Source organism: Rheinheimera sediminis, assembly GCF_004005375.1.
Classification (GTDB): Bacteria; Pseudomonadota; Gammaproteobacteria; order Enterobacterales; family Alteromonadaceae; genus Pararheinheimera.
Window position 1 is genome coordinate 188,681 of record NZ_RZUF01000001.1, and the last position, 22,101, is coordinate 210,781.

Genomic DNA, 22,101 nt, shown 5'->3' on the forward strand with positions numbered 1-22,101 from the left:
TTGCAGTAAAAAGACATCTCGTGAAGCTTAGCCTGTTTGGTTTATGTTTAGCTTTGACCTCCGTGACCTCAGTTCAGGCCAATAATGCGTTACCTGACATAGGGGGTAATGCTTTTTCAACTTTAACACCGGATAAAGAAAAACAACTTGGTGATGTGATGATGCGTCAAACCAAAGGCCAATTGCCTATGGTATATGACCCTCTGCTGGATGAATACCTGAACTCTATGGGTAATCAAATGGTGGCGAAAGCACAGGATGTTAAATTCCCGTTCAGGTTCTATTGGGTCAATGACAAAAACATCAACGCTTTTGCCACTCTTGGCGGCAATATAGTGTCCCACACCGGCACCTTGGCGGTTTCTGACAGCGAAAGTGAATTTGCTTCTGTAATAGCACACGAAATTTCTCACGTCACACAGCGCCATATAGCCCGTTCTGTTGAAGCCCGATCACAAAACGGCCCTCTCACACTGGCTGGTATTTTAGGTTCAATTCTGCTGGCTACAGTGAATCCTGAAGCAGGCATGGCGGGTATTATGGCTGCTCAGGGGCTGGCTCAACAAAGCGCAATCAATTTTACCCGCAGTAATGAGCAAGAAGCAGACCGTATCGGTATTCAACTGTTGGCAGACGCTGGTTACAACCCTTATGCTGTTCCTGAATTCTTTAACAAGCTGGCGGAAAAAAGCCGCTTTGCCAATACTCAACTGGCTTTTTTATACACCCACCCTTTGTCACAATCCCGGGTAGCTGATTCTCGCTTAAGGGCTGAGCAGTTTCCCAAACGTTTTGTCGCTGATAGTCAGGATTATGTCTTATCTAAGGCGCGTGTTATGGCCAGATACCACTATAAAACCGAAGACGCGCAAAACCATTTTTTACGCAAACTCGCTGAGCCAGGTGGCAATACCAAGGCCAACCAATATGGTCTGGCTATTGCTTATTTTGATGATAAACAAGTGGACAAAGCCGAACAAATCATCACTAAACTACTTCAACAAGAACCTGATAATTTGTATTACATCGATGTCTACACTGACATATTGCTATCGCAAGGCAAAACTGAAAAAGCCATGACCATGCTCGAGCAACAGTACTTGCTCAAACCTAATAATCAGGTCGTGACACTGAACTATGCCAATGCCGCTATTCAGGGCAAAGCCTACCGACTGGCCATACATTTATTACGTAACTTACTGTATTACAAGAATGATATTTTCCCAGCCTATGAAATGCTGGCGGATACTTATAAAGCGATGGAGGACTTCGCTCGTTATTACGAAGCCAGAGCTGAGTTATATTACCAAATGGCTATCTACCCCAAAGCTATTGATGATTTAAATGAGGCATTAAATCATCTGGAGCCAAATAACAGTTTGGAAAACCGACGTATTGAAGCCAAGAAAAAACAATGGCAAACAGAACTAAACCGTCTGAAACGTTTGTAACATCAAGGCATTATTTATGATTACCCTGTATCACAACAATCGCTGCTCAAAAAGTCGTGAAGCTTTGGCTCTACTGGAACAAAGCGGCAAAACCTTTTCAGTTCGCTACTACCTGGAAAACCCTTTATCTGCTGACGAGCTAAAGGTTTTACTCGCTGCTCTGCAGTTGCCTGCCCGTGAGCTGTTGCGTAGTAAAGAAGATGAGTACAAAATTCTGGGCCTGGCCGATCCGGCGTGTTCTGAGCAGCAGCTGATTGAAGCGCTGGCGCGTCATCCAAAACTAATGGAAAGACCCGTTTTACAAGTAGCAGACAAAGCAGTCATAGCACGCCCTGCCGATAAAATGCAGGCATTGCTGGCATGAAAACACTGGTACTGATTTTGTATTACTCGCGCCATGGCTCTGTGACGGCATTGGCTGAAAAAATTGCTATTGGCGCACAGCAAGCCGGTGCTGAAGTCCTGGTGCGAACAGTACCAGCTCTGGATGGCTCGACATCAGGCCGACATCCGGTTGTCACAGAACAAGACCTGCTGGCGGCAGATGGTTTTGCCTTTGGTAGCCCGGTACGTTTTGGCAATATGGCCGCACCACTGAAAGCATTTTGGGATAACACCAGTGGCTTATGGCTTAAGGGGGCTTTGATGGATAAGCCTGCCGGTGTATTTACCTCCTCCGGTAGTATGCATGGCGGTAATGAAGCCAACTTACTCAGTATGATGCTCCCTTTATTGCACCATGGCATGCTGGTGATCGGCTTGCCCTACCTGGAGCCAGAACTGCATCATACCCAAAGCGGCGGTACCCCTTATGGTCCAAGCCATATCAGTGGTTTATCGGGTTCAGATAAGTTAAGTAAAGATGAACATCAACTGGCCATTCAATTTGGCAAACGTTTGGCATTGGCAGCCATAGCACTAAAAACTTCGGGATTCACTACTTTATGACACTCTCTCCTGTGGCGATGGCCCCCTCCACCCGCCTTTATCTCTGGCTTGGTCGCATCGGCTTCACCGGACTTTTCATCCTGATCCCCGCCTGGGTACTATGGTTAGCGCCGCCTGAGCTTGGCAGTGCTAAGGTATTGCTGGCACTCTTATGGACGCCATTGTGGTTTCCACTTTGGGGTATGATCAGGGGCAAAGCTTATACCTTTGCCTGGGCCAATTTTATTGTGATGCTGTACATGATCCACAGCCTGACCCACTTATGGGTCAGTTCTGGCACAGAGTTTTTGTTGGCGCTGCTGGAATTGCTGTTTTCCTGCCTGATGTTTGTCGGCTGCACTTATTATGCCCGTAACAGAGGCAGAGAGCTGGGTTTAAAAATACCCAAACTGAAAGATGATCCAATAAGAACAGCCAAAGACTAATCTAAAGCCACACAGGTTGCGTACATAACCGCAGAGTAGTTAACGACATGCGGTTATGAACCCAACAATAGCTTTATTTCCACTGAATACCTTGCTTCTGCCTGAAGGCAGAATGCGTTTGCGTTTATTCGAGCCACGTTATTTACGTTTGATGAAAGAGGCCAGCAGTGGTGTACGCTCTTTCGCTATGGCCAGTATTAACCCTCTGGTGAGTCAGCACCATCAAGACAGGATCTGTCCTGAAGTAACGCTAGTGTCTATTGTTGATTTTGAACAACTGCCTGATGGTTTACTTGGCATCACAGTCGAAGGTATAGGCCGTTATCAAATCAGCAAAAGGTGGCAAGAATACGATCAACTGCATGTCGCAGAGCTGAGCCCTGTGTCCTTCTGGAGTCCTGACAATACCACAACAGAGCAACAGGAGTTATGGCACAAATTACAATTGGTGTTTAAACAATACCCGGAATTGGCCACACTTTACCCACAACCCGCTCCTGAGAATTTATGCTGGTTGGTCTCACGCTGGATGGAACTACTGCCACTGACTCCTCATTTAAAACAACAGTGGTTAAAACAAAGTTTGACAGACACAGCCAAAGATCTGCAGCTTTGGCTGGAAGACAGTCTGGAAGATAGTCTGGAAGAGCACAGTTAGCGAACAGGCTCAGTTGATACCCAAATACTTGTGTACCTGAACACTCAATCGCCAGTTGTGCTGTTTACAGAATTCTATTGCCAGCTGAGTTGCTTTAGCTTTTTGACTGATAGGTTGCAAATACACCAGCTTATTTGTTAAATCCAGGCCCTGTAATAGTGCTAATAGCTCCTCTACATGTTTTTCCATGGCCACCGGGTGTTTAATTTCGTTGGCTCGCTCCATTGCTGTGCGAAGCACTTGATAGCCTCCCTTCATATTCACTTTAGGTGATACTGTGACCCAGGTGCTATCCGGTGCCAGAACTTCAAAAGTACCGCTGGTTTCAATCTGGGTTGAAAAGCCCTGGCTATGCAGCAGCTCACACAGAGGTCGCAAATCGTACATACAGGGCTCGCCACCTGTGATCACCACATGCTTTGCTCTGTAGCTTTTATCAGCAAAAAGTTGCACTACTTCAGCTGAAGTTAAACTGCACCAGTGATCAGAATCGGCTTTCTTTTCCAAAATAGCAGCTGGGCTTAATTGCAACTCAGGGTCGATCTCCCAGGTTTGTTTGGTATCGCACCAGGAACAGCCCACAGGGCAGCCTTGTAAACGCAGAAAAATAGCTGGGGTACCGGTATAACTGCCTTCACCCTGAATGGTCTCGAATATCTCGTTTACTTTATACACTTTATGGGGTTTTCCTTTAGCTACAGGCTCAGATACAGTACAATGCGCGCCCGAAATTTTGCCTATTATAGCGAGAGAGCCTGACAGATGCCGCAAAAAGTTGTTGTGATCTATTCCGGCGGTATGGATTCATTTACCGTGTTGCATAAAGCCATAGCTGATGGTCATGAAGTCTATGCGCTGTCTTTTAACTATGGGCAGCGCCACGTCAAAGAACTGGTCTGTGCTAAGAGCGTCTGTGAAGAATTAGGCGTACCACACAAAATCGTAGATATTTCAGCGATAAATCAGCTACTGGCGGGTTCCAGCCTGATGGCACCGGACAGTACGCATGAAGATATTCAGATCCCTGAAGGCCATTACGCTGCGGATACTATGAAATCGACCGTGGTGCCGAATCGCAATATGATTTTATTATCCTTAGCCGTAGGCTATGCAGTCTCGCTGAATGCACGCGCTGTGTATTATGGCGCTCATTCTGGTGATCATTTTATCTACCCGGATTGCCGTCCTGATTTTGTGCATAAAATGAATGAAGTTTGTCAGGTGGCTAACTACGAACCCGTAGATATTGTCAGCCCTTATTTAAGTCAGACCAAAATTGAAATTTTACGCGATGGTTTAGCTATGGGGCTGGATTACAGCAAAACCTGGACCTGTTACAACGGTCGTGAAAAAGCCTGTGGTAAATGTGGCTCTTGTCAGGAACGACTGGAAGCTTTTGAGCTAAATAATGCGACAGACCCGTTAATTTACGAAGGCTGATGCAGCCTTATTTGCTCCAACAACTGTCGCAGCGGGTTAGCCTCTTGCTGCCCCTGCCGACAGGCTGCATACATAGTTCGAAATAAACCTTGCTCTCCAATAGGGATAACAGCCAGCAGGCCCTGAGCCCGATAAGGCTCCATTAGCCAGCGTGGTAATAAAGCAACCCCCTGCCCGGCAGCAATCAACTGCAAAATCTGGCTGCTTTGCGCCACAGTTCTGAATTTAGCGTCCAAGCCTTGTGGTGCCAGCACATAACGGTATAAATCCTGCCTGTCCAAAGGTAATGGATAACCCAATAAACTCTCTTGCTTTAGCAACTGCGCCTGCACAAATGGCTGCTGCGCCAGCGCATGGTCCATGCTAACACCAAGACACAATTCCATTTCAAATAAAGCTGAAAAATGGCAGCCTGTAAGCTCGCGTTGGTCTGTCGTCAGCACCAAATCCAATTCATCACTTAATAAAGCATCCAAAGCGTTGTGTTCAATTTCTGCAGAAAACTCAACCGGACAGTCGGGTTGCTGCAATCCAAATGCTTTAACAGCTGGCATTAACCAGTGGAAACAGGCATGACATTCTACAGCGAGTCTAATACGACTTAAGGCCTTTCCTTTGAGCTGAGCTTCGGTCTGCGCTACCAAAGGCAGGATGTGAGCTGCCAAGTCCAGTAGCAGCTGACCTTGAGCACTAAAACAGACTGGCTGGCTTTTACGTAGGTAAAGTGCGGCGCCAAAGTAAGACTCAGCTTCTTTGAGTTGATGCGACAAAGCCGACTGAGTCAGGCAAAGCTGATCTGCTGCAGCCACTAAAGTGCCCGTTTGTTGTAACGCCTGCAAAGTGCGCAACAGCTTTAAATCTATCATAGCCCCATTCCTTTAAAGCCTATTTTTTATAACAAGAATAGTCTTGATACTGATCATGCAACCCATTTGTATGTTTCTGTTTAGAACAACTAGCAATTTTAGACATTTAAACACCTAGATGTCTACACTTAGAAATAAAATAACGAGTTAAACAGCGCGTTGCATGATGGAATTGCGGCAATAACTTGCCCCTGAAGAGCCGAAACAACAAAGGGCCAATTTGGCCCTTTGTTGTTATCAGCACAAGCTACTTCACTGGTAGCTCAAACTTGGCAAACATCCGGTCTATATCGTCCTGATTGCGCAGTAAATTGGCCTTTTCTACCACCTCGCGTGTTAAGTGTGGTGCAAAGCGCTCAATAAAATCGTACATATAAGTACGTAAAAAAGTGCCTTTTCTAAAACCAATTTTTGTAGTGGAAGCAGCAAATAAATGACTCGCCTCTACAGAGACTAAATCTTTGTCTAATTCCTTATCCATAGCCATGGAAGCAATGACCCCCACACCTAAACCCAAACGCACATAGGTTTTAATCACGTCTGCATCTGTGGCTGTGAACACAATCTTAGGCTCTAAACCTTTTTCACCAAAAGCACGGTCCAATTCAGAACGGCCAGTAAAACCAAACACATAAGTGACAATAGGATGTTCAGCCACATCTTCTACAGCAATTTTACGGCCTAAGTTTGCCAAGGGGTGATCATGACGCACTATGACGCTGCGGTTCCAATGGTAGCAAGGCAGCATCACCAAGTCGTTAAACAGATGCATAGCTTCAGTAGCTATGGCGAAGTCTGCATCACCGCGGGAAGCCGCTTCAGCAATTTGTGAGGGGGTACCTTGGTGCATATGTAAAGATACTTTGGGAAACTTCTTCATAAAACCACTGATCACAGGAGGCAAGGCATAACGTGCCTGTGTATGAGTAGTAGCTATGTTGAGCTTACCCTGATCAGGCAAGGTATGTTCTTTGGCAACGGCCTTGATACTCTCAACTTTTCCTAGTATTTGTTGAGCAATTTCAATAACATCTCTGCCAGCTGGCGTAACATGAGTTAAATGTTTACCCGAACGGCCAAAGACCTGGATACCCAGTTCATCCTCCAGCATCCGTACCTGCTTACTGATGCCGGGTTGTGACGTATATAAGCTCTCTGCTGTTGCAGAGACATTCAGGTTGTGATTCAAAACTTCAACAATATAGCGCAGCTGTTGTAATTTCATGTGTCAGTGATCCGTTCTTGGCATATGATATAAACACTATACATATTCATCTGGATATTCCAACTTATTTTGATTTACTTGGAATATATAACCAATAGTAACTAAAAAATGCAGTCTATTGGTTAACACTATGACAACAGAAGCAGCAGGGGACCCTATGTCGGCGCCAGACTTATCCATCGACTTTGCGACAGTGCTTGCATCAGCCGCACATGACATGAAAAACTCGTTGTGCTTACTGATCCAGTCTATTGATAACCTGCAACAAGAGCAGCAACATCTGGATAGCAATGGCCGCGAAGAGTTATCCCGAATTCATTACGAAGCAAACAGACTTAATATCAATTTGCTGCAATTATTGTCTTTATACCGAATCGAGAAAAACCAGCTTCCTTTGCAAATTGATCAGTATTATATCTCCGATTTATTTGAAGAAATCTTTCTTAAAAATGAAATGTACAGTACTCAAAAAAACATTCAGGTGGAAATACAGGATGGCAGTGATTTACTCTGGTATTTTGACAGCGATCTGATCAGCAATCTGCTCAATGATATGTTTGTAAACGCACTACGCTACACCAAGAGCAAATTAGTATTAAGAGCCGAATTAACTGAGTATGGTCTGGCAATAGAACTGCATGATGATGGTCCGGGATATCCTGAATTTATGCTGGAAAATGCCGATACCTTAATGAAAGATTTAAATTTAGCCGCAGGCCGCACAGGTTTAGGCCTGTTTTTTGCAGGGTTAATCGCAAAAGCACATAAAAACCATGGTAAAACTGGCTTTATTCGTTTAAGTAATGGCGGTTTGTACGGCGGCGCTATGTTTAGCCTGTATTTGCCCTGATCGAACCTTTAGATAGTTATTTTTCAACGCTCAGCTTAAAATCAAGTCTGGGCTGACATTACCCGGAGACTACGGGAGCAACGGAGTTTGGATGCTTTTTACTATTATCATTGTGCTGGTTATTGCACTGGTGATTATCGCCGTCATAGTCAACGCTGTACAGCAACATAAAGAGCGGCTGGCTGCGCTGAAAAGAGCAGAGTTTTCTAAACTCCGCACTTTGCTGGAAGAAACAGAAGACATTCTGCTCAACGCCGCCAATGTCCCTATGACGAAAGGCATCATGCAAATGCTGCTTAAACGTATAAATGTTACGCTCAAAGCTATGTTGGAGCTGGAGCCTACTTCTAAAGACCTGAAAAAACGCATTGGCGAAACGGAAGCCCGTTTAAATGACGCATCAGCTGGTGGTGACACAGCAGTTGAAGGCTTAACCATGCCAGATAATGATAAACAAATTATCGGCATGATCCAGGGGATCAAGAAACTGCGAACTATATTACGGAGCGAACATGCCCGTGGCAATATTGACACTCAAACCGTAGTACAGGAAGACAGACGACTGGAAATGCTGCAATTACGCATTAACGTGGAAAGTCAGATCAAAAGAGGCAATCAGGCAAGATCGGGCAATATGCTTGGATCAGCTCGACAATGTTATGAAAAGGCGCTTACCACCTTATCCAATTGTGCTCATGCTGATGACTATATCACCACTCGTAAAAGCGAAGTCATGACCATACTCGAAGACATTGCGACTGAACTTAAAGAGGGTAATCTGCGCGATAGACAGAAAAAAGCTGAGCAGGAAAATAATGATTTGGATGTACTATTTGCCCCGAAACGTAAGTGGTAACTCCCCTTCGTCCTTGAAGCTGCAGCTTTGTTGACTGCGTGCTTTCACCCCAGTCACATAGGTCACTATGCTCCTGGGGTCTCAATCCCTTGTCGCCGCGCTGCAACTCCAATGACTTTGGGGATGTCCCCTTTGCCCTTAAAGCTGCAGCTTTGTTGACTGCGTGTTTTCACTAGTCATTTTCAAAATATAAGCTTGGTCTGGCATGCAAGCTTTGACTTCTATCCAAGTGCATATAGGTTAACTCTGCTGCTTGGGTCTCAATAACTTGTCGCCGCTGTGCAACTCAAATGACTGCGGGTATAACTGCTCAGATAGTAAAAAGGCGCTCGAGGCGCCTTTTTACTGTGTTCAATCACTTCTCTTTTTCTTTAGTCACAACCCAGCGACCATTCTCATACCAGGCTGACCAGCCAGTGGCTTTGCCTTCTTTTTCTGTCATCACGTATTGCTGTTTAGTCTTGCGACTCCAGCGAATGATAGCCGGATTGCCCGAAGCGTCAGCTGACGGAGCTTCTGCCAGATAATGGAACTTCGGCATAATCCGGTCTTTAAAACGCGCCAACTCAGACACCAGTGGCGCTCGTGTTTCCCTTGATTTAGGGAAAGTAGCAGCAGCAAGGAATAAACCTGCAGCGCCATCACGCAGCACAAAATAAGTCTCTGACTTTTCACATTTGAGTTCAGGCAAATGCACCGGATCTTCTTTAGGAGGTGCCGCTTCACCACTCTTTAACAGCTTACGGGTATTTTTGCAGGCATCGTTGGTACAACCAAAGTATTTACCGAAACGACCTGATTTGAGCTGCATATCTGAACCACACTTCTCACATTCGATCAGCGGGCCGTCATAGCCTTTGAGTTTAAACACACCAGCTTCAACCAGATAACCGTCACAACCCGGATTATTACCACAGACATACAGCTTACGCTGCTCGTCGATCAGGTAATGATCCATAGCTGTGCCACATTTAGCACAACGTTTTTTATGACGCAGTATCTCGGTTTCTAATTCATCTTCATCAGCCACTTCAACAGCGTCATCACCAGGAGTCAGGTTCATTGTCGTGGTGCAGCGTTCTTTTGGCGGCAGGTTGTAACCTGAGCAACCTAAAAACACACCGGTAGATGCAGTACGAATACCCATCTGGCGACCGCAAGTTGGACAAGCAATATCCGTCAGCACAAACTGATTAGTGCGCATGCCACCCTGCTCTGGGTCAGATTCCGCCGTTTTTAACTGCTGCGAGAAATCGCCATAAAACTGATCCAATACCTTACGCCATTGCAGCTCACCGTGAGCTATGTCATCAAGACGCACTTCCATATTGGCAGTAAAGTCGTAACTCATTAAATCGCCGAAGTTTTCAACTAAACGGTCTGTAACAATTTCACCCATTTTTTCGGCGTAGAAACGGCGGTTATCGACTTTGACATAACCGCGCTCCTGGATAGTTGAAATAATGGCAGCATAAGTGGAAGGACGACCTATACCGCGCTTTTCCAGCTCTTTGACTAAGCTGGCTTCGCTAAAACGAGCCGGTGGTTTGGTGAAGTGCTGAGCAGGAGTTAATTGCTCCAGCGTTAAACTTTCACCCGGTTTTACATCCGGCAATTCCAGCTCTTCTTCGTCTTTGCGTTTCTGCGCAGGCTGTACTTTAGTCCAGCCATCAAAACGTAATACCCGGCCTTTGGCTTTTAATTCAAAATCTGCTGCAGCCACTGTGATCACTGTCACATCGTATTGTGCAGACGGCATCTGACAGGCCACAAACTGGCGCCAAATCAGCTCGTAAAGTTTACGGGCATCGGCTTCCATATCTTGCAGGCTGCTGGCCAGTACAAAGACATCTGATGGGCGAATGGCTTCGTGCGCTTCCTGGGCATTGGCTTTGCTGCCATAACTTAATGGCTGTTCCGGCAAATACTTAGCGCCAAAATTTTGTTCAATATAATCACGACAAGCCGTCAGTGCATCCAGACTCAGGTTAGTCGAGTCGGTACGCATATAAGTAATGTGACCCGCTTCGTATAAACGCTGCGCCAGCATCATGGTCTTCTTCACACCATAACCTAAACGGGTACTTGCAGCTTGCTGTAAGGTTGACGTAATAAAAGGCGCCTGAGCTTTACTGCTCGACGGCTTATCTTCGCGCTCAGTGACCTGGTAGCTGGCTTTTTGCAGCACAGCCACAGCAGCATCAGTCTGGGCTTTGTTTTCTGGTCTGAAGGCTTTTCCGGCTTGTTTAGCCACATCCAGCTGCAAAGCTACACCGGCCTTAGTTTGCGTATCCGCAGCAACAGTCCAGTATTCTTCCGGCACGAAGGCTTTAATTTCACGCTCCCGCTCGACCACCAACCGCACAGCTACAGACTGGACACGACCAGCAGATAAGCCACGGGCTACCTTTTTCCATAGCAGTGGAGACACCATAAAGCCGACCACCCGGTCCAAAAAGCGACGGGCTTGCTGAGCATTAACGCGGTGCTGATTGACTTCACCTGGTTCAACAAAAGCATTTTTTATAGCATTTTGGGTAATTTCGTTAAACACCACCCGCTTAAACTTTTGATGCTCACCACCAATAATCTCCTGAAGGTGCCAGGCTATCGCCTCCCCTTCACGGTCTAAGTCGGTTGCCAGATAAACAGTGTCTGCTTTTTCAGCCAGAGCTTTCAGCTCTTTGACCACTTTCTCTTTGCCAGGCAAAATTTCATAGCGGGCTTGCCAGTTATTGCTTGGGTCTATGCCCATACGCTCAACCAGAGCCTGGTACTCTTTTTGCTCTTTGCTCAGCTTAGTCTTGTCTTCTTTGACTTTATCCTTATTGCTGCTGGTGGGCAGATCGCGGATATGACCAACACTGGATTTGACGATAAAATCGTTTCCCAGATATTTATTAATAGTTTTAGCTTTTGCCGGTGATTCGACTATGACTAGTGATTTCGCCATTTTGTGATTGAGATCCCTGACCTTTTAGCGTGCCGGAGGGCACTTCTTTTTTAACGTATATCCGCAAACTCAAGTTGTGACAAGAGAATAAGTTCATTATTATGCCAGAAGGTCACAATTTAGTGACTTTTCGCTGAATAAATCAGCGGGACCTGTATAAAGTAATAAAAGTCGCAACGAGGCGGCAAGCGAGCGAGACCCGGGAGCATAGCTATCCTATGTGACTGGGCCAAGTAGCGCAGCCAACAACGCTGTGGCTTTAAGTACGCAGGGTGGTTGCCCAAAGTAATTAAAGTTACAGCTAGGCGGCAAGCGAGCGAGACCCAGAAGCATAGCTATCCTATGTGACTGGGGCAAGTAGCGCAGCCAACAACGCTGTGGCTTTAAGTACGCAGGGAAAAAATGAAGCAACGGCCGCAACAATAATAAAAGCAGAGCCCCTTCCCAAAAATGAAGGAATAAAGCAAAAATGAAGTTCTTTGAAGCAAACTTTGACGGCCTGGTCGGGCCGACGCACAACTATGCCGGATTATCCATCGGCAATGTTGCCTCGCTAAATAACGCCAAAAACACCTCCAGTCCGAAACAAGCCGCTAAGCAGGGTTTGCAGAAGATGAAGTCTTTGTCTGAATTGGGCTTAGTACAAGGTGTGTTGGCACCACAGGAGCGACCTGATGTCTATACGTTAAGACGTTTAGGTTTTACTGGTACTGACAGTGAAGTGATTAGCAAAGCGGCAAAACAAGCGCCTGCAGTACTGAAAGCTGTTTGCTCAGCCTCCAGTATGTGGACAGCAAACGCCGCTACTATATCCCCCAGTGCAGATACAGCGGATGGTAAAATTCACTTTACGCCAGCAAACTTAACCAATAAGTTTCACCGCTCACTCGAACCTGTGACCACAGGGCGTATCCTCAAAGCCATGTTCAGTGATGACAAACACTTTGCGCATCATCAGCATTTGCCGGATAACGATCACTTTGGTGACGAAGGTGCTGCCAACCATACCCGCTTGTGCAGCGAATATGGTGCAGCAGGTGTTGAACTCTTTGTGTACGGTCGGTATGCCTTTGATTCGTCTAAGCCAGCGCCTAAACGCTTCCCTGCCCGACATACGCTGGAAGCCTGTGAAGCCGTCGCCCGTCTGCATGGCTTGTCCGAAAACGGCGCTGTGATGATGCAACAAAACCCGGATGTGATTGATCAGGGCGTATTTCACAATGACGTAATTGCGGTCGGTAACCAAAACCTGTTGTTTTTTCACGAGCAAGCTTTTGTTGATACACAAAGCAAACTGGATGAAATTCGCCGTAAGTTTGGCACCTCAGCTGATCTGCACTTTATCGAAGTGAAAACTTCGGAAGTGTCAGTATCAGAAGCGGTGAAAACTTATCTGTTTAATACCCAATTGGTGACTTTACCAAACGGCGATATGGCCATTATTGCGCCGACAGAATGCCGGGATAGTGCCACTGTATCCGCCTATCTGGAGCAACTCACGGGGCGCGGCACTCCGGTACGCCAGGTGCATTACTTTGATGTGAAACAAAGTATGCAAAATGGCGGTGGGCCAGCCTGTTTGCGTTTGCGGGTGGCGATGAGTGAAGCAGAGCATCAGGCGGTAAATCCAGCAGTACTGATGAACGACAGCTTGTTTATGCGGTTAAATCAATGGGTAGATACACATTACCGCGACCAGATCAGCGAGGCCGATCTGGCCGATCCGCAGTTACTGATTGAAAGCCGCCAGGCGTTAGATGAACTGACCCAAATTTTACAATTAGGTTCTGTCTATCCATTCCAGCGCAATTAAAGAGTGAGCAGTTGACACTTCAGACCTCATACTGACACTACAGAGGTCTGAAGTCACAGCTGCAATCACTTGCCTTACCTGAGGCAGATGTTCAATCTGCCTTCACTAGCCTGAACCCGGGCTGGTTGTGTTAACTTAGTCGCTAAGCTCAGACGCACAATAATTCAGTTAGTAGCGATTTTGCTTTTGCCTCACAAACTGGTAGGCTAAGCAGCATTTTTCCGAACTAAAAAAGATAAAAATGGCTTTAAAAAATAAATTAGGTCTAACCCCTCGAATTCTGATTGGTATGGCACTGGGCATTCTGGTCGGTGCTTTTTTTAAATTCCTGCTGGCAGGTGAAGCGGAGCTAACTTTAAGTTTGTTTGGCGCTGAACTTGGCTTGAAAGCATTTTTTGTCGACGGTATTTTTCATGCCGGTGGTCAAATTTTTGTCGCCAGTTTAAAAATGCTGGTCGTGCCATTGGTTTTTGTCTCTCTGGTCTGTGGCACCAGCTCACTGAGTGATGGCAGCACACTAGGTCGTCTTGGAGGCAAATCTGTTGGCTTGTACATCCTTACTACAGCTGTTGCTATAGCGCTTGCCATCTTTTTTGCGCTGCTGGTGTCGCCTGGCACCGGAGTGCAAATGACTGCAGATACCAGCTTTAGCGTGCAACAAGCACCTTCTATTACTCAGGTGTTTATCAATATGTTCCCAAGTAACCCGGTGGAAGCCATGGCGAAAGGTGAAATGTTACAAATCATTGTATTCTCGGTACTTTTTGGTTTAGCCGTTGCATTAACCGGAGAAGCAGGCGCAAGGATCAGGTCTTTGTTTAATGACTTAAACGAAGTGGTAATGAAACTGGTTGGTTTTATGATGGCTTTAGCACCTTATGGTGTGTTTTTTCTAATGGCTAAACTTTTTACCAGCTTAGATCTAAAAAATCTGGAAAGTCTGGGATGGTATTTTAGTACTGTACTTTTTGTGCTGTTTTTCCATGGTTTTATTGTCTATGGCTTATTTATCTCCATTTTAGGTCGTTTAAACCCTCTGATGTTTTTCCGTAAGATGAAAGATGCTGCTTTATTTGGTTTTAGTATGTCCAGCAGCAATGCCACTATTCCGGTGAATATGGAAACTGCCACCAAAAAGCTAGGTGTTAGTAACAGCGTTGCTTCTTTCACTATCCCTCTGGGTGCAACCATCAATATGGATGGAACCGCCATCATGCAAGGTGTGGCTACTGTATTTATTGCTCAGGTGTTTCAGGTTGAACTCACCACCATGGATTATCTGATGGTTATACTCACCGCCACTTTAGCCTCAGTAGGTACTGCTGGTGTTCCGGGCGTAGGTCTGATTATGCTGGCCATGGTCTTGCAGCAAGTGGGTTTACCCGTCGAAGGTATAGCATTAATTATCGGTGTAGACCGTTTACTGGATATGACCCGCACCGCAGTCAATATTACAGGGGATGCAATGGTGTCCTGTCTTATCGCAAAAAGTGAAAACCAGTTTGATACAGAGTGTTTTAATAACCCGGATGCCGGAAGAAACAGTTAATAATAATGCAGAAAAACGCCGCTTTATGCGGCGTTTTTTATGCTTTATGCTCAGACGAAAATTACCAGTAGATCACAAAAGCTTTTTCCAGTAGTTGGCTGAGATTAAACTGACGCTGGGCAAAAGGTCTGCCGGTTAAATTGCGCACTGCAACTAACTCTATTGAGGCTGCAAAATCAAACAACTGCCTGACTTCCTGCTCTGTCACAGAAAATGGCGGACCAGCTAATTCATGCTGTGGATACTCCAGGCTTAATAACACCATGCAGACAGAGCCTGGACATAATTGTTTTAGCTGCTGTACATAATCAATCCGCATCTGACGAGGCAAAGCGATCAGAGCTGCTCTGTCATAAATCAGCCCAACCTGGCCTAATTGTTCAGGCGCTAAAGCAAAATAATCACCTTGCCAGATATCCACAGCGGGGTGACTAAACCGCTTGAACTTATGCTGGGATTGCACCATGTAGTCTTGGCCCTGCTGCTGGTAAAACTGCTGGCAGGCCAGCTCTGATAATTCAGCGCCTATGACTTTGCCATGCTGTGATAACCACCAGAGGTCAAGACTCTTACCAGACAGAGGCGCAAATATCGCGCCAGACTTGTCCCAACTCAGCTGAGAACACAACACCGGCAACAATGGATGTATCTCGCTTTGATGAAATCCTATTCGCTGTTGCTGCCAGCAGTTATGCCAAAATTCAGCCTGCATCTATCAGCGCCAAAAACTAAGTTGCGACAATGAATTCAGGCTACGGGTCAGGACAGTGCTCGCCGCTAAACCAACCTTTTCCGCCAGTTTACGTTTGAGCTGATATTTCACCTGCACCACCTTTTTCGTATGAAATTGCTGCACAAGATAATCATCACTGGTTTGCAACTGGTCGATTAAGTTTAACTCCAACGCCTGATAACCAAACCAATGCTCTCCAGTAGCCACTTGTTCCATCACCAGTACAGGTCTGTGTTTAAACACAAAATCTTTAAATAAAACATGAGTCTGCTCTAATTCTTGCTGAAATTTCTCACGGCCTTTATCGGTGTTTTCGGCAAAAACTGTTACGGTTCGTTTGAATTCACCTGCAGTAAACTGCTCTACATCTATGTTATTTTTTTTCAAAAGCTTATGGAAATTAGGCAATTGAGCGACAACACCTATAGAACCAACAACAGCAAAAGGCGCAGCTAAAATACGATCAGCAATACAGGCCATCATATAGCCCCCGCTGGCGGCTACCTTATCGACTGCTACTGTCAGCCGGATGTTTTGTTGTTTAATTCTGTCGAGCTGCGACGCCGCCAAACCATAACCATGCACTACCCCACCCGGACTTTCCAAGCGGATTAATACTTCATCTGTTGCAGTGGCAACAGCAAGCACTGCTGTGACTTCTTCACGTAATGCTTCCACTTCATGCGCATCCATACTGCCATTAAAATCCAGCACAAAAAGCCGCTCTTTTGGTTCATCCTTTTGTTTTTGGCTTTTACTCCAAGCCTTATAGGCTTTTTTATCCAGCAGTTGGTTCTGCAGATCTGCGGTTAATTCACGGTATTCTTCCGACAGATCGCTAAACTCCAGCTCGCCTTTTTTAGCCTTTTGTTTGGCCGAAACTACCAGGGCAATAATCACTGCAATAGCGATAACCACAGTAGCTGTTTTCGCCAGAAACAAACCGTATTGATATAAAAATTCCACTTCCATTCCTTTTTAACAAAAACTAACGGCATTGTAGCCTGAGCTTCGCCACAAGTAAAAATGGGGCCAGATCACATTGCTAAGAGTTAACAATGTAATCTGGCCCCATTTTGTATGGGTGTGAACTATTAGTTGGCAGGAGCCATTACAGCACCATTGGTAACAACCACAGCTGCACCGCGGCCCATAAAGAAGCTTACGCTTTGGGCTTGCATTTCAGCTGTCGCTGCAGCACTGCCTGTTGGACTCAGGATAGAGCTGTGGTTGCCCGCAATAAAACGGCTTAATGCTGTGCCCGTCACCGGATACGTCCCAGCCACATTGTTTAGAGCTGCAGCTCCTAATAAAGCAGCCAGAGGCTCAGTGCCTGCCAGAGGCATAGCAGCAGAGCTATTTGGGATCACCTGGTCAGGTAACTGATCAGAACCGTTGCCAACCACTTCAATGATATAGGTTGGAGTTGCGGAAGCTACCAGCATAGAAGCATAGTTATTTGGGTCACCAGCATCTGTGACTGTCTGAGCAGCAAAAGCAAAAGACGAGAACGAGGCGTTTAATGCAGCCAGTGCAGCAGGATTAGACACCGCCAATGCCTGAACAAAATCATTGAAACAAGCAGCATAAGGTGCAGTTTGCCCTGTTCCGCAGGAGTTGCTTGTAGCATAGGCTATATAGCCCTCAGCTGTTGCACCACCGGCACCTAACAATACACTGGCTTTAATGGTTGGGCCAAAAGCTGCAGAATCCAACAAGAAGTTGGCAACAGCACCGCCAGGCATAGCTAAAGTTGCAGACTGGACTTTGTATAACGCATCCAGTTGAGCATTGCCCGTTGTACTATTGGCTAAAGCCACCATAGAGGTCCCGGTAATAGCACCTAAAGAGTGCCCTAAGAACTGGACGTTCTGGCTATTCAACAAGCTAGTTTGGTTATTAAAGTTTAAACCCAAACGCAGACCTAACATATCTGCAATACTTTGACGCAGGTTGTCACGGGTCACCAGCAGATTGGACAGATTCATATATACTGTTGCATTGCCGTTGCTGGCGTTTAACGCACCAAAACCACGGCTACCATGTAAAGGGTGGTCAATAGCGATGGTGGCAAAACCACGGGCCGATAAAGCGCCGGTAATAGCCAACATGTCTTCTTTTTTCGAGGTTATGCCGTGTTGCAATATCACAACAGGCCAGCCTGCCTCTGGTTTAACTAAACCTAATGCTGCACCACGAACCTCATCAGGCACTGTAACCTGCACAGCCAGTGTCTGAGTGCTGTTCACTTTTGGGATCGTATTAAACTGGGTCAAATGACGTTGTTTATCCAAACCGAAGTCGCGTAAAGCACCATTAGAGGCTCCGTTACAGAAGGCATCATTACCCATCTGGGCTGGATCAGTCATAGCAGCTTCTAAAGCTGTTTTCTCAGCGTCGGTCAGTTGGGCAATAATAGCACCCGAATCACAACGCGCTTTCCAACGTGTGTTTAAAGGAGCCATTGGCTCTTCAGTAGTAGCTGCCCCCAGATAATAAGGTAGATTGATAGTACCGCTGTATAATTTTGCCAGTTTAAATATAAAACGTGGGTCTGCCGCGCTATCCGCAATAGGCTGACCGGGGAACAGCAGGTCAGACACTAACCTGCCCGTATCAGCAATAAGAACTTGAGGAGGCGTGTTGTTGTTCAAGGCACTTGGCGCCATCAATCGTTTGATCGTGCTAAATACAGGAGCTGTAGACTGAGTGGTAATAGCTGCAGTGTAAATAATGCCAGCTTTGTTAATAGACTGTGTAGAGACTGCATTCTCAAATCCATTAATCACACTTTGCAATGCTAATTGAGATGCTGTTCCCAAAGGCTTGGTCGCTATGTCTTGTTTTACCAATTCATAAGTCACGGATGGAGAAACAGACCGGCCTTCACTGTCTTTCAAGCTGTCTGTAAATACTAAAATGTAGGTCGTAGCCGGCTTTAATGGTTTTAGTGGTATCACAGCGACATTGTTTCCGCTGGCTCGGCTTACATAATCTACACCAAAGGTCAGAGCTTTTACCGCCTTACAGGCTGCTCCGCGCGGCACTACGCGACAATCGGCATCAGGAGATGCAGGGTCGCCCATTAATGTTTCGACTAGATAGACCGAACCTGGTTGCTGTACGCTGGCTGCATCCAAACTTACGCCAGTGGCGAAGCTCAGTGCTACAGTGAATGGTTGTTGCGTAGACCAGCCATCAAGGGCACCTAAAGCTGTTGAAGGGTCGGCATAGTTAGGAGCCGCCAGATGCGCACCCGCAGCATCTTTTTCAGTAGGCATAAATAAAGTACCGTCTTTGGTACCTTGCAATAACAAATCGTTAGGTGCGGATAATATGCCGTTGGCTGGGTCGTAAATAATACGTGATAAAGGGATCTGAACCTCACCACCTGTTTGAGTATCTTTTTTAATGTCGTCCAGTGATTCGCCACCACAACCGGCCAAACCTAACGCACTGGCAATAGCAAAGCTAAGCAAAAGCTTGTTCATATCTTCTCCCCGTGTCCTGTATTTTTCTTATTCTGCCCCGATAGTTACCTAAAGGAGTCATTCGTTTTGTAATGTGAGCTGTTAACAGCTACGACCAGTTAAACTTAACCCAATCAGATAAAATTCGCTAGCTCAAATTAAAGCTTGTTGAAGAAAGGTGCAAAATTAGTACAGAGCAGGTATGCTGCCGCCGTTTTTCAACGTCTGGGACCCTTTTTATGTTTAATTATCAAGCGAAGCCACAAGCACTGGCAGACAAAGTTATTCTGGTAACAGGCGCTGGCGACGGCATAGGCAAAGCAGCGGCGCTTTGTTACGCCAAACACGGCGCGACTGTGATTTTACTGGGAAAAACCACAGCCAAACTCACGGCAGTGTATGACGAAATAGTCGCTTCTGGCTGGCCAGAACCCGCTATAGTTCCGCTGGATTTAAAAGGAGCAACCGCCAAGCATTATCAGGATATGGCCAGCACTATTCAGGCTGAGTTTGGAAAATTAGATGGCGTGCTGCACAACGCAGGTTTATTAGGGGTCTTAAGCCCTTTTGAACATTTAGACTTACCGACATGGCAGGATATTTTACAAGTGAATGTCACTGCAGCCATGCTGATGAGCCAAGCACTTATCCCTGTTTTAAAGCGAGCGCCGCAAAGCTCTGTGGTATTTACTTCTTCAGGCGTCGGCCGTCAGGCCAGAGCCTACTGGGGTGGTTATGCCGTATCAAAGTTCGCTACTGAAGGTTTAATGCAACTGATGGCGGCTGAGTATGAAGGCACAACGCTGCGGGTTAATGCGATTAACCCGGGAGCAACCCGCACAAAAATGCGCAGTAAAGCCTACCCTGGTGAAGATCAGTTAAGTTTGCCAACGGCTGAACAGATTATGCCTTTATATCTGTATTTAATGAGTGACGACAGCAAAGCTGTCAATGGACAGTCGCTGGATGCGCAGCAAAAATAGCACAGCTGTAGTGTTCAAAACAGCAGCACACTGTGCTGGCCGTTCACTATAACTTTATGGTAGCAATAAAAAAACCGGCTCTGATTAAAGCCGGTTTTTTTTAAACTTCGAACAATTATTTCTTCGACAGAATTTCTTCGCCGTTGGCCTGAGCCCACAGATTCCAGACATCCACTTTACTATTGAAATTTTCAACAGCCTGAGTGCCTGCTTCAGCTAATAAAGCTTCGATATCTTTGCTGTATTTGCTTTCCACTTTGTGAAATGGCACAACGCTAATACCACGTTCAAGCAATGCCTTTTTCATCGTATGGGTTTTCAGTAAATTTAATTGCCCAGCATCCACATAGAAGAACTGACTTTCTTTGTTAATCGTTTTGAATTTTGGCTTTACCGGGCGCTTGCCTTTTGGCTCTGACTCATCATCATCATGACTGACAATAACGTCAGCATTTAATTGATAACCAAGTTGTTCCAGAGTAAAACCCTGGGCTTTAGCCAGAGCTCTGATCTGAGATAATACTTCCGTTTCTTTTTGGCGTTCAACCAAAACAGAGTTTAATATCTCAATCACTTCATGCAGTTTAACCGTCGTAATTTCTTTGGCGGCTTTTTTCAGTTCTTTTTTATCAAGTAACAATGACATGAAAATCTCCAGTGAATACATATTATTGATGATAGTACAGAATCATTTTGCCTAATTAAAGCATAAATACAATCTTATTTAAAAAATAACAGTGTAAGTCGACAAACTGAGACAAATCTATGAAGCGTTATCACCCATTCTGCTGCGTCACACAATGATGAAGTAGTGACACAGCCGAATCATCTTTTTCGCATTAGTTTTTTAGCAGATATAAATCTTTTAAATAACTTCGGAACTCAGCCGACAGTTTTTTATCCTGCAACGCATATTCTACGATAGCCTTGAGATAACCTATTTTACTGCCACAGTCATGTGACTTGCCTTGTAAATGATAAGCTTCTATTTGCTCAATCAGTAATAAATGATGTAAAGCGTCTGTCAGTTGAACTTCACCGCCAGCACCAGGAGCAGTTTTGCGTAATAAATCCCAAATTCTTGCTGATAAAACATAACGACCGGTAATAGCCAGATTAGAAGGAGAATCTTCAATGTCAGGTTTTTCAACCATGGTTCGAATGGAAACAGATTGTCCCTGTTGCAGCTCCTTACCGGCAATGTCGACTATGCCGTATTTATTCACTTCCAGCGCTGGTACAGGTTCCACCATAATCTGACTGGCACCCGTTGTTTCAAACCGCTCTATCATGGCTTTTAAATTGTGAATACGAGCGTCTGCATGATACTTGTCTATTAATACGTCCGGCAAAATCACGGCAAAAGGTTCATTGCCCACCACGGGTGCTGCACATAACACCGCATGGCCCAAGCCCAAGGCAACAGGTTGGCGTACTGAAATAACTGTCACATTTTTAGGGTTAATAGAACGTACTTCGTCCAGTAAAGAACGCTTTACCCTATTTTCTAACTGTGTTTCCAGCTCAAAGCTGGTATCAAAATGGTTCTCTATCGAGTTTTTACTGGAATGAGTCACCAATACGATTTCAGTGATCCCTGCCGCTGCGGCTTCCTCTATCACATACTGGATCAAAGGTTTATCCACTACTGGCAGCATTTCTTTTGGAATAGCTTTAGTGGCAGGTAACATTCTAGTCCCTAAACCTGCCACTGGGATCACTGCTTTTTTTAACTTCACCATCTTATTTAGTTCCTTCACTACGGACTTCGGTTATGGTTCTATCATACTCTGGGCACCAGTTCGCAGCCAGACTGTTTTAAAGCTACTCTGACTATTTAACCTGAACTCGGGATAAGTCGACACTCATTATCCCGAGTTC

At 45.6% G+C, this 22,101-nt stretch carries 20 protein-coding genes; 11 read left to right on the plus strand and 9 right to left on the minus strand.

Annotation, left to right across the window (positions count from 1 at the left end; all coding sequences use genetic code 11):
• Nucleotides 1-20 precede the first annotated feature (20 nt).
• From bepA to EMM73_RS00825, 5 genes are read left to right on the plus strand one after another with little or no spacing between them, the layout of a single operon-like run.
• Entirely contained in the window at nucleotides 21-1,451 is a 1,431-nt protein-coding gene (bepA, locus tag EMM73_RS00805) for a beta-barrel assembly-enhancing protease (RefSeq protein WP_261373292.1), read from the plus strand.
• 16 nt (nucleotides 1,452-1,467) lie between these two features.
• A complete protein-coding gene (gene arsC, locus EMM73_RS00810) occupies nucleotides 1,468-1,815 on the plus strand; it encodes an arsenate reductase (glutaredoxin) (RefSeq protein WP_127684554.1) in 348 nt (115 codons plus the stop codon).
• Nucleotides 1,812-2,399, plus strand: a complete 588-nt coding sequence (gene wrbA, locus EMM73_RS00815) for an NAD(P)H:quinone oxidoreductase (protein WP_127684555.1) — start codon at nucleotides 1,812-1,814, stop codon at nucleotides 2,397-2,399. Before arsC ends, wrbA begins: the two co-directional genes overlap by 4 nt.
• Nucleotides 2,396-2,824, plus strand: coding sequence for a DUF2069 domain-containing protein (locus EMM73_RS00820; protein ID WP_127684556.1), 429 nt, complete (start codon nucleotides 2,396-2,398; stop codon nucleotides 2,822-2,824). Before wrbA ends, EMM73_RS00820 begins: the two co-directional genes overlap by 4 nt.
• 55 nt (nucleotides 2,825-2,879) lie before the next feature.
• The gene (locus EMM73_RS00825; RefSeq protein WP_127684557.1) at nucleotides 2,880-3,482 is read left to right on the plus strand and encodes an LON peptidase substrate-binding domain-containing protein; all 603 of its coding nucleotides are present in this window, start codon (nucleotides 2,880-2,882) and stop codon (nucleotides 3,480-3,482) included.
• A gap of 9 nt (nucleotides 3,483-3,491) precedes the next feature.
• Here EMM73_RS00825 and queE read toward each other — a convergent pair whose 3' ends face one another.
• Nucleotides 3,492-4,157 carry a 7-carboxy-7-deazaguanine synthase QueE gene (gene queE / locus EMM73_RS00830; RefSeq protein WP_127684558.1) on the minus strand — a complete coding sequence of 222 codons (666 nt, stop codon included), beginning with the start codon at nucleotides 4,155-4,157 and terminating at the stop codon, nucleotides 3,492-3,494.
• Nucleotides 4,158-4,244: 87 nt separating this feature from the next.
• Between queE and queC the strand changes: the two genes are divergently transcribed.
• Nucleotides 4,245-4,922, plus strand: a complete 678-nt coding sequence (queC, locus tag EMM73_RS00835; protein WP_127684559.1) for a 7-cyano-7-deazaguanine synthase QueC — start codon at nucleotides 4,245-4,247, stop codon at nucleotides 4,920-4,922.
• On the opposite strand, the gene EMM73_RS00840 is transcribed toward queC, so the two are convergent.
• Both EMM73_RS00840 and cysB read right to left on the minus strand, forming a co-directional pair.
• Nucleotides 4,910-5,788 carry a LysR substrate-binding domain-containing protein gene (locus tag EMM73_RS00840; protein ID WP_127684560.1) on the minus strand — a complete coding sequence of 293 codons (879 nt, stop codon included), beginning with the start codon at nucleotides 5,786-5,788 and terminating at the stop codon, nucleotides 4,910-4,912. The two genes, queC and EMM73_RS00840, sit on opposite strands and share 13 nt — an antisense overlap.
• A gap of 247 nt (nucleotides 5,789-6,035) precedes the next feature.
• Nucleotides 6,036-7,013 (minus strand): HTH-type transcriptional regulator CysB, encoded by a 978-nt coding sequence (cysB, locus tag EMM73_RS00845; protein ID WP_127684561.1) that lies wholly within the window; start codon nucleotides 7,011-7,013, stop codon nucleotides 6,036-6,038.
• A gap of 130 nt (nucleotides 7,014-7,143) precedes the next feature.
• On the opposite strand from cysB, the gene EMM73_RS00850 reads away from it, so the two are divergent.
• Both EMM73_RS00850 and EMM73_RS00855 read left to right on the plus strand, forming a co-directional pair.
• Nucleotides 7,144-7,863, plus strand: a complete 720-nt coding sequence (locus EMM73_RS00850) for a sensor histidine kinase (protein WP_261373293.1) — start codon at nucleotides 7,144-7,146, stop codon at nucleotides 7,861-7,863.
• A 91-nt stretch (nucleotides 7,864-7,954) separates the two neighbouring features.
• A complete protein-coding gene (locus EMM73_RS00855; protein WP_127684562.1) occupies nucleotides 7,955-8,719 on the plus strand; it encodes a hypothetical protein in 765 nt (254 codons plus the stop codon).
• A gap of 355 nt (nucleotides 8,720-9,074) precedes the next feature.
• Here the strand turns inward: EMM73_RS00855 and topA are convergent, their stop codons facing one another.
• Nucleotides 9,075-11,672 (minus strand): type I DNA topoisomerase, encoded by a 2,598-nt coding sequence (topA, locus tag EMM73_RS00860; RefSeq protein WP_127684563.1) that lies wholly within the window; start codon nucleotides 11,670-11,672, stop codon nucleotides 9,075-9,077.
• Between the two features lie 469 nt (nucleotides 11,673-12,141).
• Here topA and astB point away from each other — a divergent pair, with 469 nt between their 5' ends.
• Nucleotides 12,142-13,485 carry an N-succinylarginine dihydrolase gene (gene astB / locus EMM73_RS00865; protein ID WP_127684564.1) on the plus strand — a complete coding sequence of 448 codons (1,344 nt, stop codon included), beginning with the start codon at nucleotides 12,142-12,144 and terminating at the stop codon, nucleotides 13,483-13,485.
• 241 nt (nucleotides 13,486-13,726) lie between these two features.
• Nucleotides 13,727-15,034 (plus strand): dicarboxylate/amino acid:cation symporter, encoded by a 1,308-nt coding sequence (locus tag EMM73_RS00870; RefSeq protein WP_127684565.1) that lies wholly within the window; start codon nucleotides 13,727-13,729, stop codon nucleotides 15,032-15,034.
• Between the two features lie 61 nt (nucleotides 15,035-15,095).
• On the opposite strand, the gene tmpT is transcribed toward EMM73_RS00870, so the two are convergent.
• The 3 genes from tmpT to EMM73_RS00885 form a co-directional block, all read right to left on the minus strand.
• On the minus strand, nucleotides 15,096-15,746 hold the full coding sequence (gene tmpT / locus EMM73_RS00875; protein WP_127684566.1) for a thiopurine S-methyltransferase: 651 nt from the start codon (nucleotides 15,744-15,746) through the stop codon (nucleotides 15,096-15,098).
• A 3-nt stretch (nucleotides 15,747-15,749) separates the two neighbouring features.
• Nucleotides 15,750-16,739: a protease SohB gene (sohB, locus tag EMM73_RS00880; RefSeq protein ID WP_222422561.1), complete on the minus strand. Its 990-nt coding sequence runs from the start codon at nucleotides 16,737-16,739 to the stop codon at nucleotides 15,750-15,752.
• Between the two features lie 122 nt (nucleotides 16,740-16,861).
• On the minus strand, nucleotides 16,862-19,258 hold the full coding sequence (locus tag EMM73_RS00885; RefSeq protein WP_127684568.1) for a VolA/Pla-1 family phospholipase: 2,397 nt from the start codon (nucleotides 19,256-19,258) through the stop codon (nucleotides 16,862-16,864).
• Between the two features lie 218 nt (nucleotides 19,259-19,476).
• On the opposite strand from EMM73_RS00885, the gene EMM73_RS00890 reads away from it, so the two are divergent.
• Nucleotides 19,477-20,220: a YciK family oxidoreductase gene (locus EMM73_RS00890; RefSeq protein WP_127684569.1), complete on the plus strand. Its 744-nt coding sequence runs from the start codon at nucleotides 19,477-19,479 to the stop codon at nucleotides 20,218-20,220.
• A gap of 115 nt (nucleotides 20,221-20,335) precedes the next feature.
• On the opposite strand, the gene EMM73_RS00895 is transcribed toward EMM73_RS00890, so the two are convergent.
• Both EMM73_RS00895 and galU read right to left on the minus strand, forming a co-directional pair.
• A complete protein-coding gene (locus EMM73_RS00895) occupies nucleotides 20,336-20,866 on the minus strand; it encodes an H-NS family histone-like protein (protein ID WP_127684570.1) in 531 nt (176 codons plus the stop codon).
• Between the two features lie 193 nt (nucleotides 20,867-21,059).
• Nucleotides 21,060-21,962, minus strand: coding sequence for a UTP--glucose-1-phosphate uridylyltransferase GalU (galU, locus tag EMM73_RS00900; protein WP_127684571.1), 903 nt, complete (start codon nucleotides 21,960-21,962; stop codon nucleotides 21,060-21,062).
• Nucleotides 21,963-22,101 lie beyond the last annotated feature (139 nt).

What these genes read in the sequence shown, in the direction of transcription:
- cysB (WP_127684561.1), bottom strand. Translation starts at nt 7,013, where the DNA reads ATGAAATTACAACAGCTGCGCTATATTGTTGAAGTTTTGAATCACAAC.
- EMM73_RS00895 (WP_127684570.1), bottom strand. Translation starts at nt 20,866, where the DNA reads ATGTCATTGTTACTTGATAAAAAAGAACTGAAAAAAGCCGCCAAAGAA.
- EMM73_RS00885 (WP_127684568.1), bottom strand. Translation starts at nt 19,258, where the DNA reads ATGAACAAGCTTTTGCTTAGCTTTGCTATTGCCAGTGCGTTAGGTTTG.
- EMM73_RS00870 (WP_127684565.1), top strand. Translation starts at nt 13,727, where the DNA reads ATGGCTTTAAAAAATAAATTAGGTCTAACCCCTCGAATTCTGATTGGT.
- galU (WP_127684571.1), bottom strand. Translation starts at nt 21,962, where the DNA reads ATGGTGAAGTTAAAAAAAGCAGTGATCCCAGTGGCAGGTTTAGGGACT.
- EMM73_RS00825 (WP_127684557.1), top strand. Translation starts at nt 2,880, where the DNA reads ATGAACCCAACAATAGCTTTATTTCCACTGAATACCTTGCTTCTGCCT.
- arsC (WP_127684554.1), top strand. Translation starts at nt 1,468, where the DNA reads ATGATTACCCTGTATCACAACAATCGCTGCTCAAAAAGTCGTGAAGCT.
- EMM73_RS00820 (WP_127684556.1), top strand. Translation starts at nt 2,396, where the DNA reads ATGACACTCTCTCCTGTGGCGATGGCCCCCTCCACCCGCCTTTATCTC.
- topA (WP_127684563.1), bottom strand. Translation starts at nt 11,672, where the DNA reads ATGGCGAAATCACTAGTCATAGTCGAATCACCGGCAAAAGCTAAAACT.
- EMM73_RS00890 (WP_127684569.1), top strand. Translation starts at nt 19,477, where the DNA reads ATGTTTAATTATCAAGCGAAGCCACAAGCACTGGCAGACAAAGTTATT.
- wrbA (WP_127684555.1), top strand. Translation starts at nt 1,812, where the DNA reads ATGAAAACACTGGTACTGATTTTGTATTACTCGCGCCATGGCTCTGTG.
- EMM73_RS00840 (WP_127684560.1), bottom strand. Translation starts at nt 5,788, where the DNA reads ATGATAGATTTAAAGCTGTTGCGCACTTTGCAGGCGTTACAACAAACG.
- EMM73_RS00855 (WP_127684562.1), top strand. Translation starts at nt 7,955, where the DNA reads ATGCTTTTTACTATTATCATTGTGCTGGTTATTGCACTGGTGATTATC.
- queC (WP_127684559.1), top strand. Translation starts at nt 4,245, where the DNA reads ATGCCGCAAAAAGTTGTTGTGATCTATTCCGGCGGTATGGATTCATTT.
- tmpT (WP_127684566.1), bottom strand. Translation starts at nt 15,746, where the DNA reads ATGCAGGCTGAATTTTGGCATAACTGCTGGCAGCAACAGCGAATAGGA.
- astB (WP_127684564.1), top strand. Translation starts at nt 12,142, where the DNA reads ATGAAGTTCTTTGAAGCAAACTTTGACGGCCTGGTCGGGCCGACGCAC.
- EMM73_RS00850 (WP_261373293.1), top strand. Translation starts at nt 7,144, where the DNA reads ATGACAACAGAAGCAGCAGGGGACCCTATGTCGGCGCCAGACTTATCC.
- sohB (WP_222422561.1), bottom strand. Translation starts at nt 16,739, where the DNA reads ATGGAAGTGGAATTTTTATATCAATACGGTTTGTTTCTGGCGAAAACA.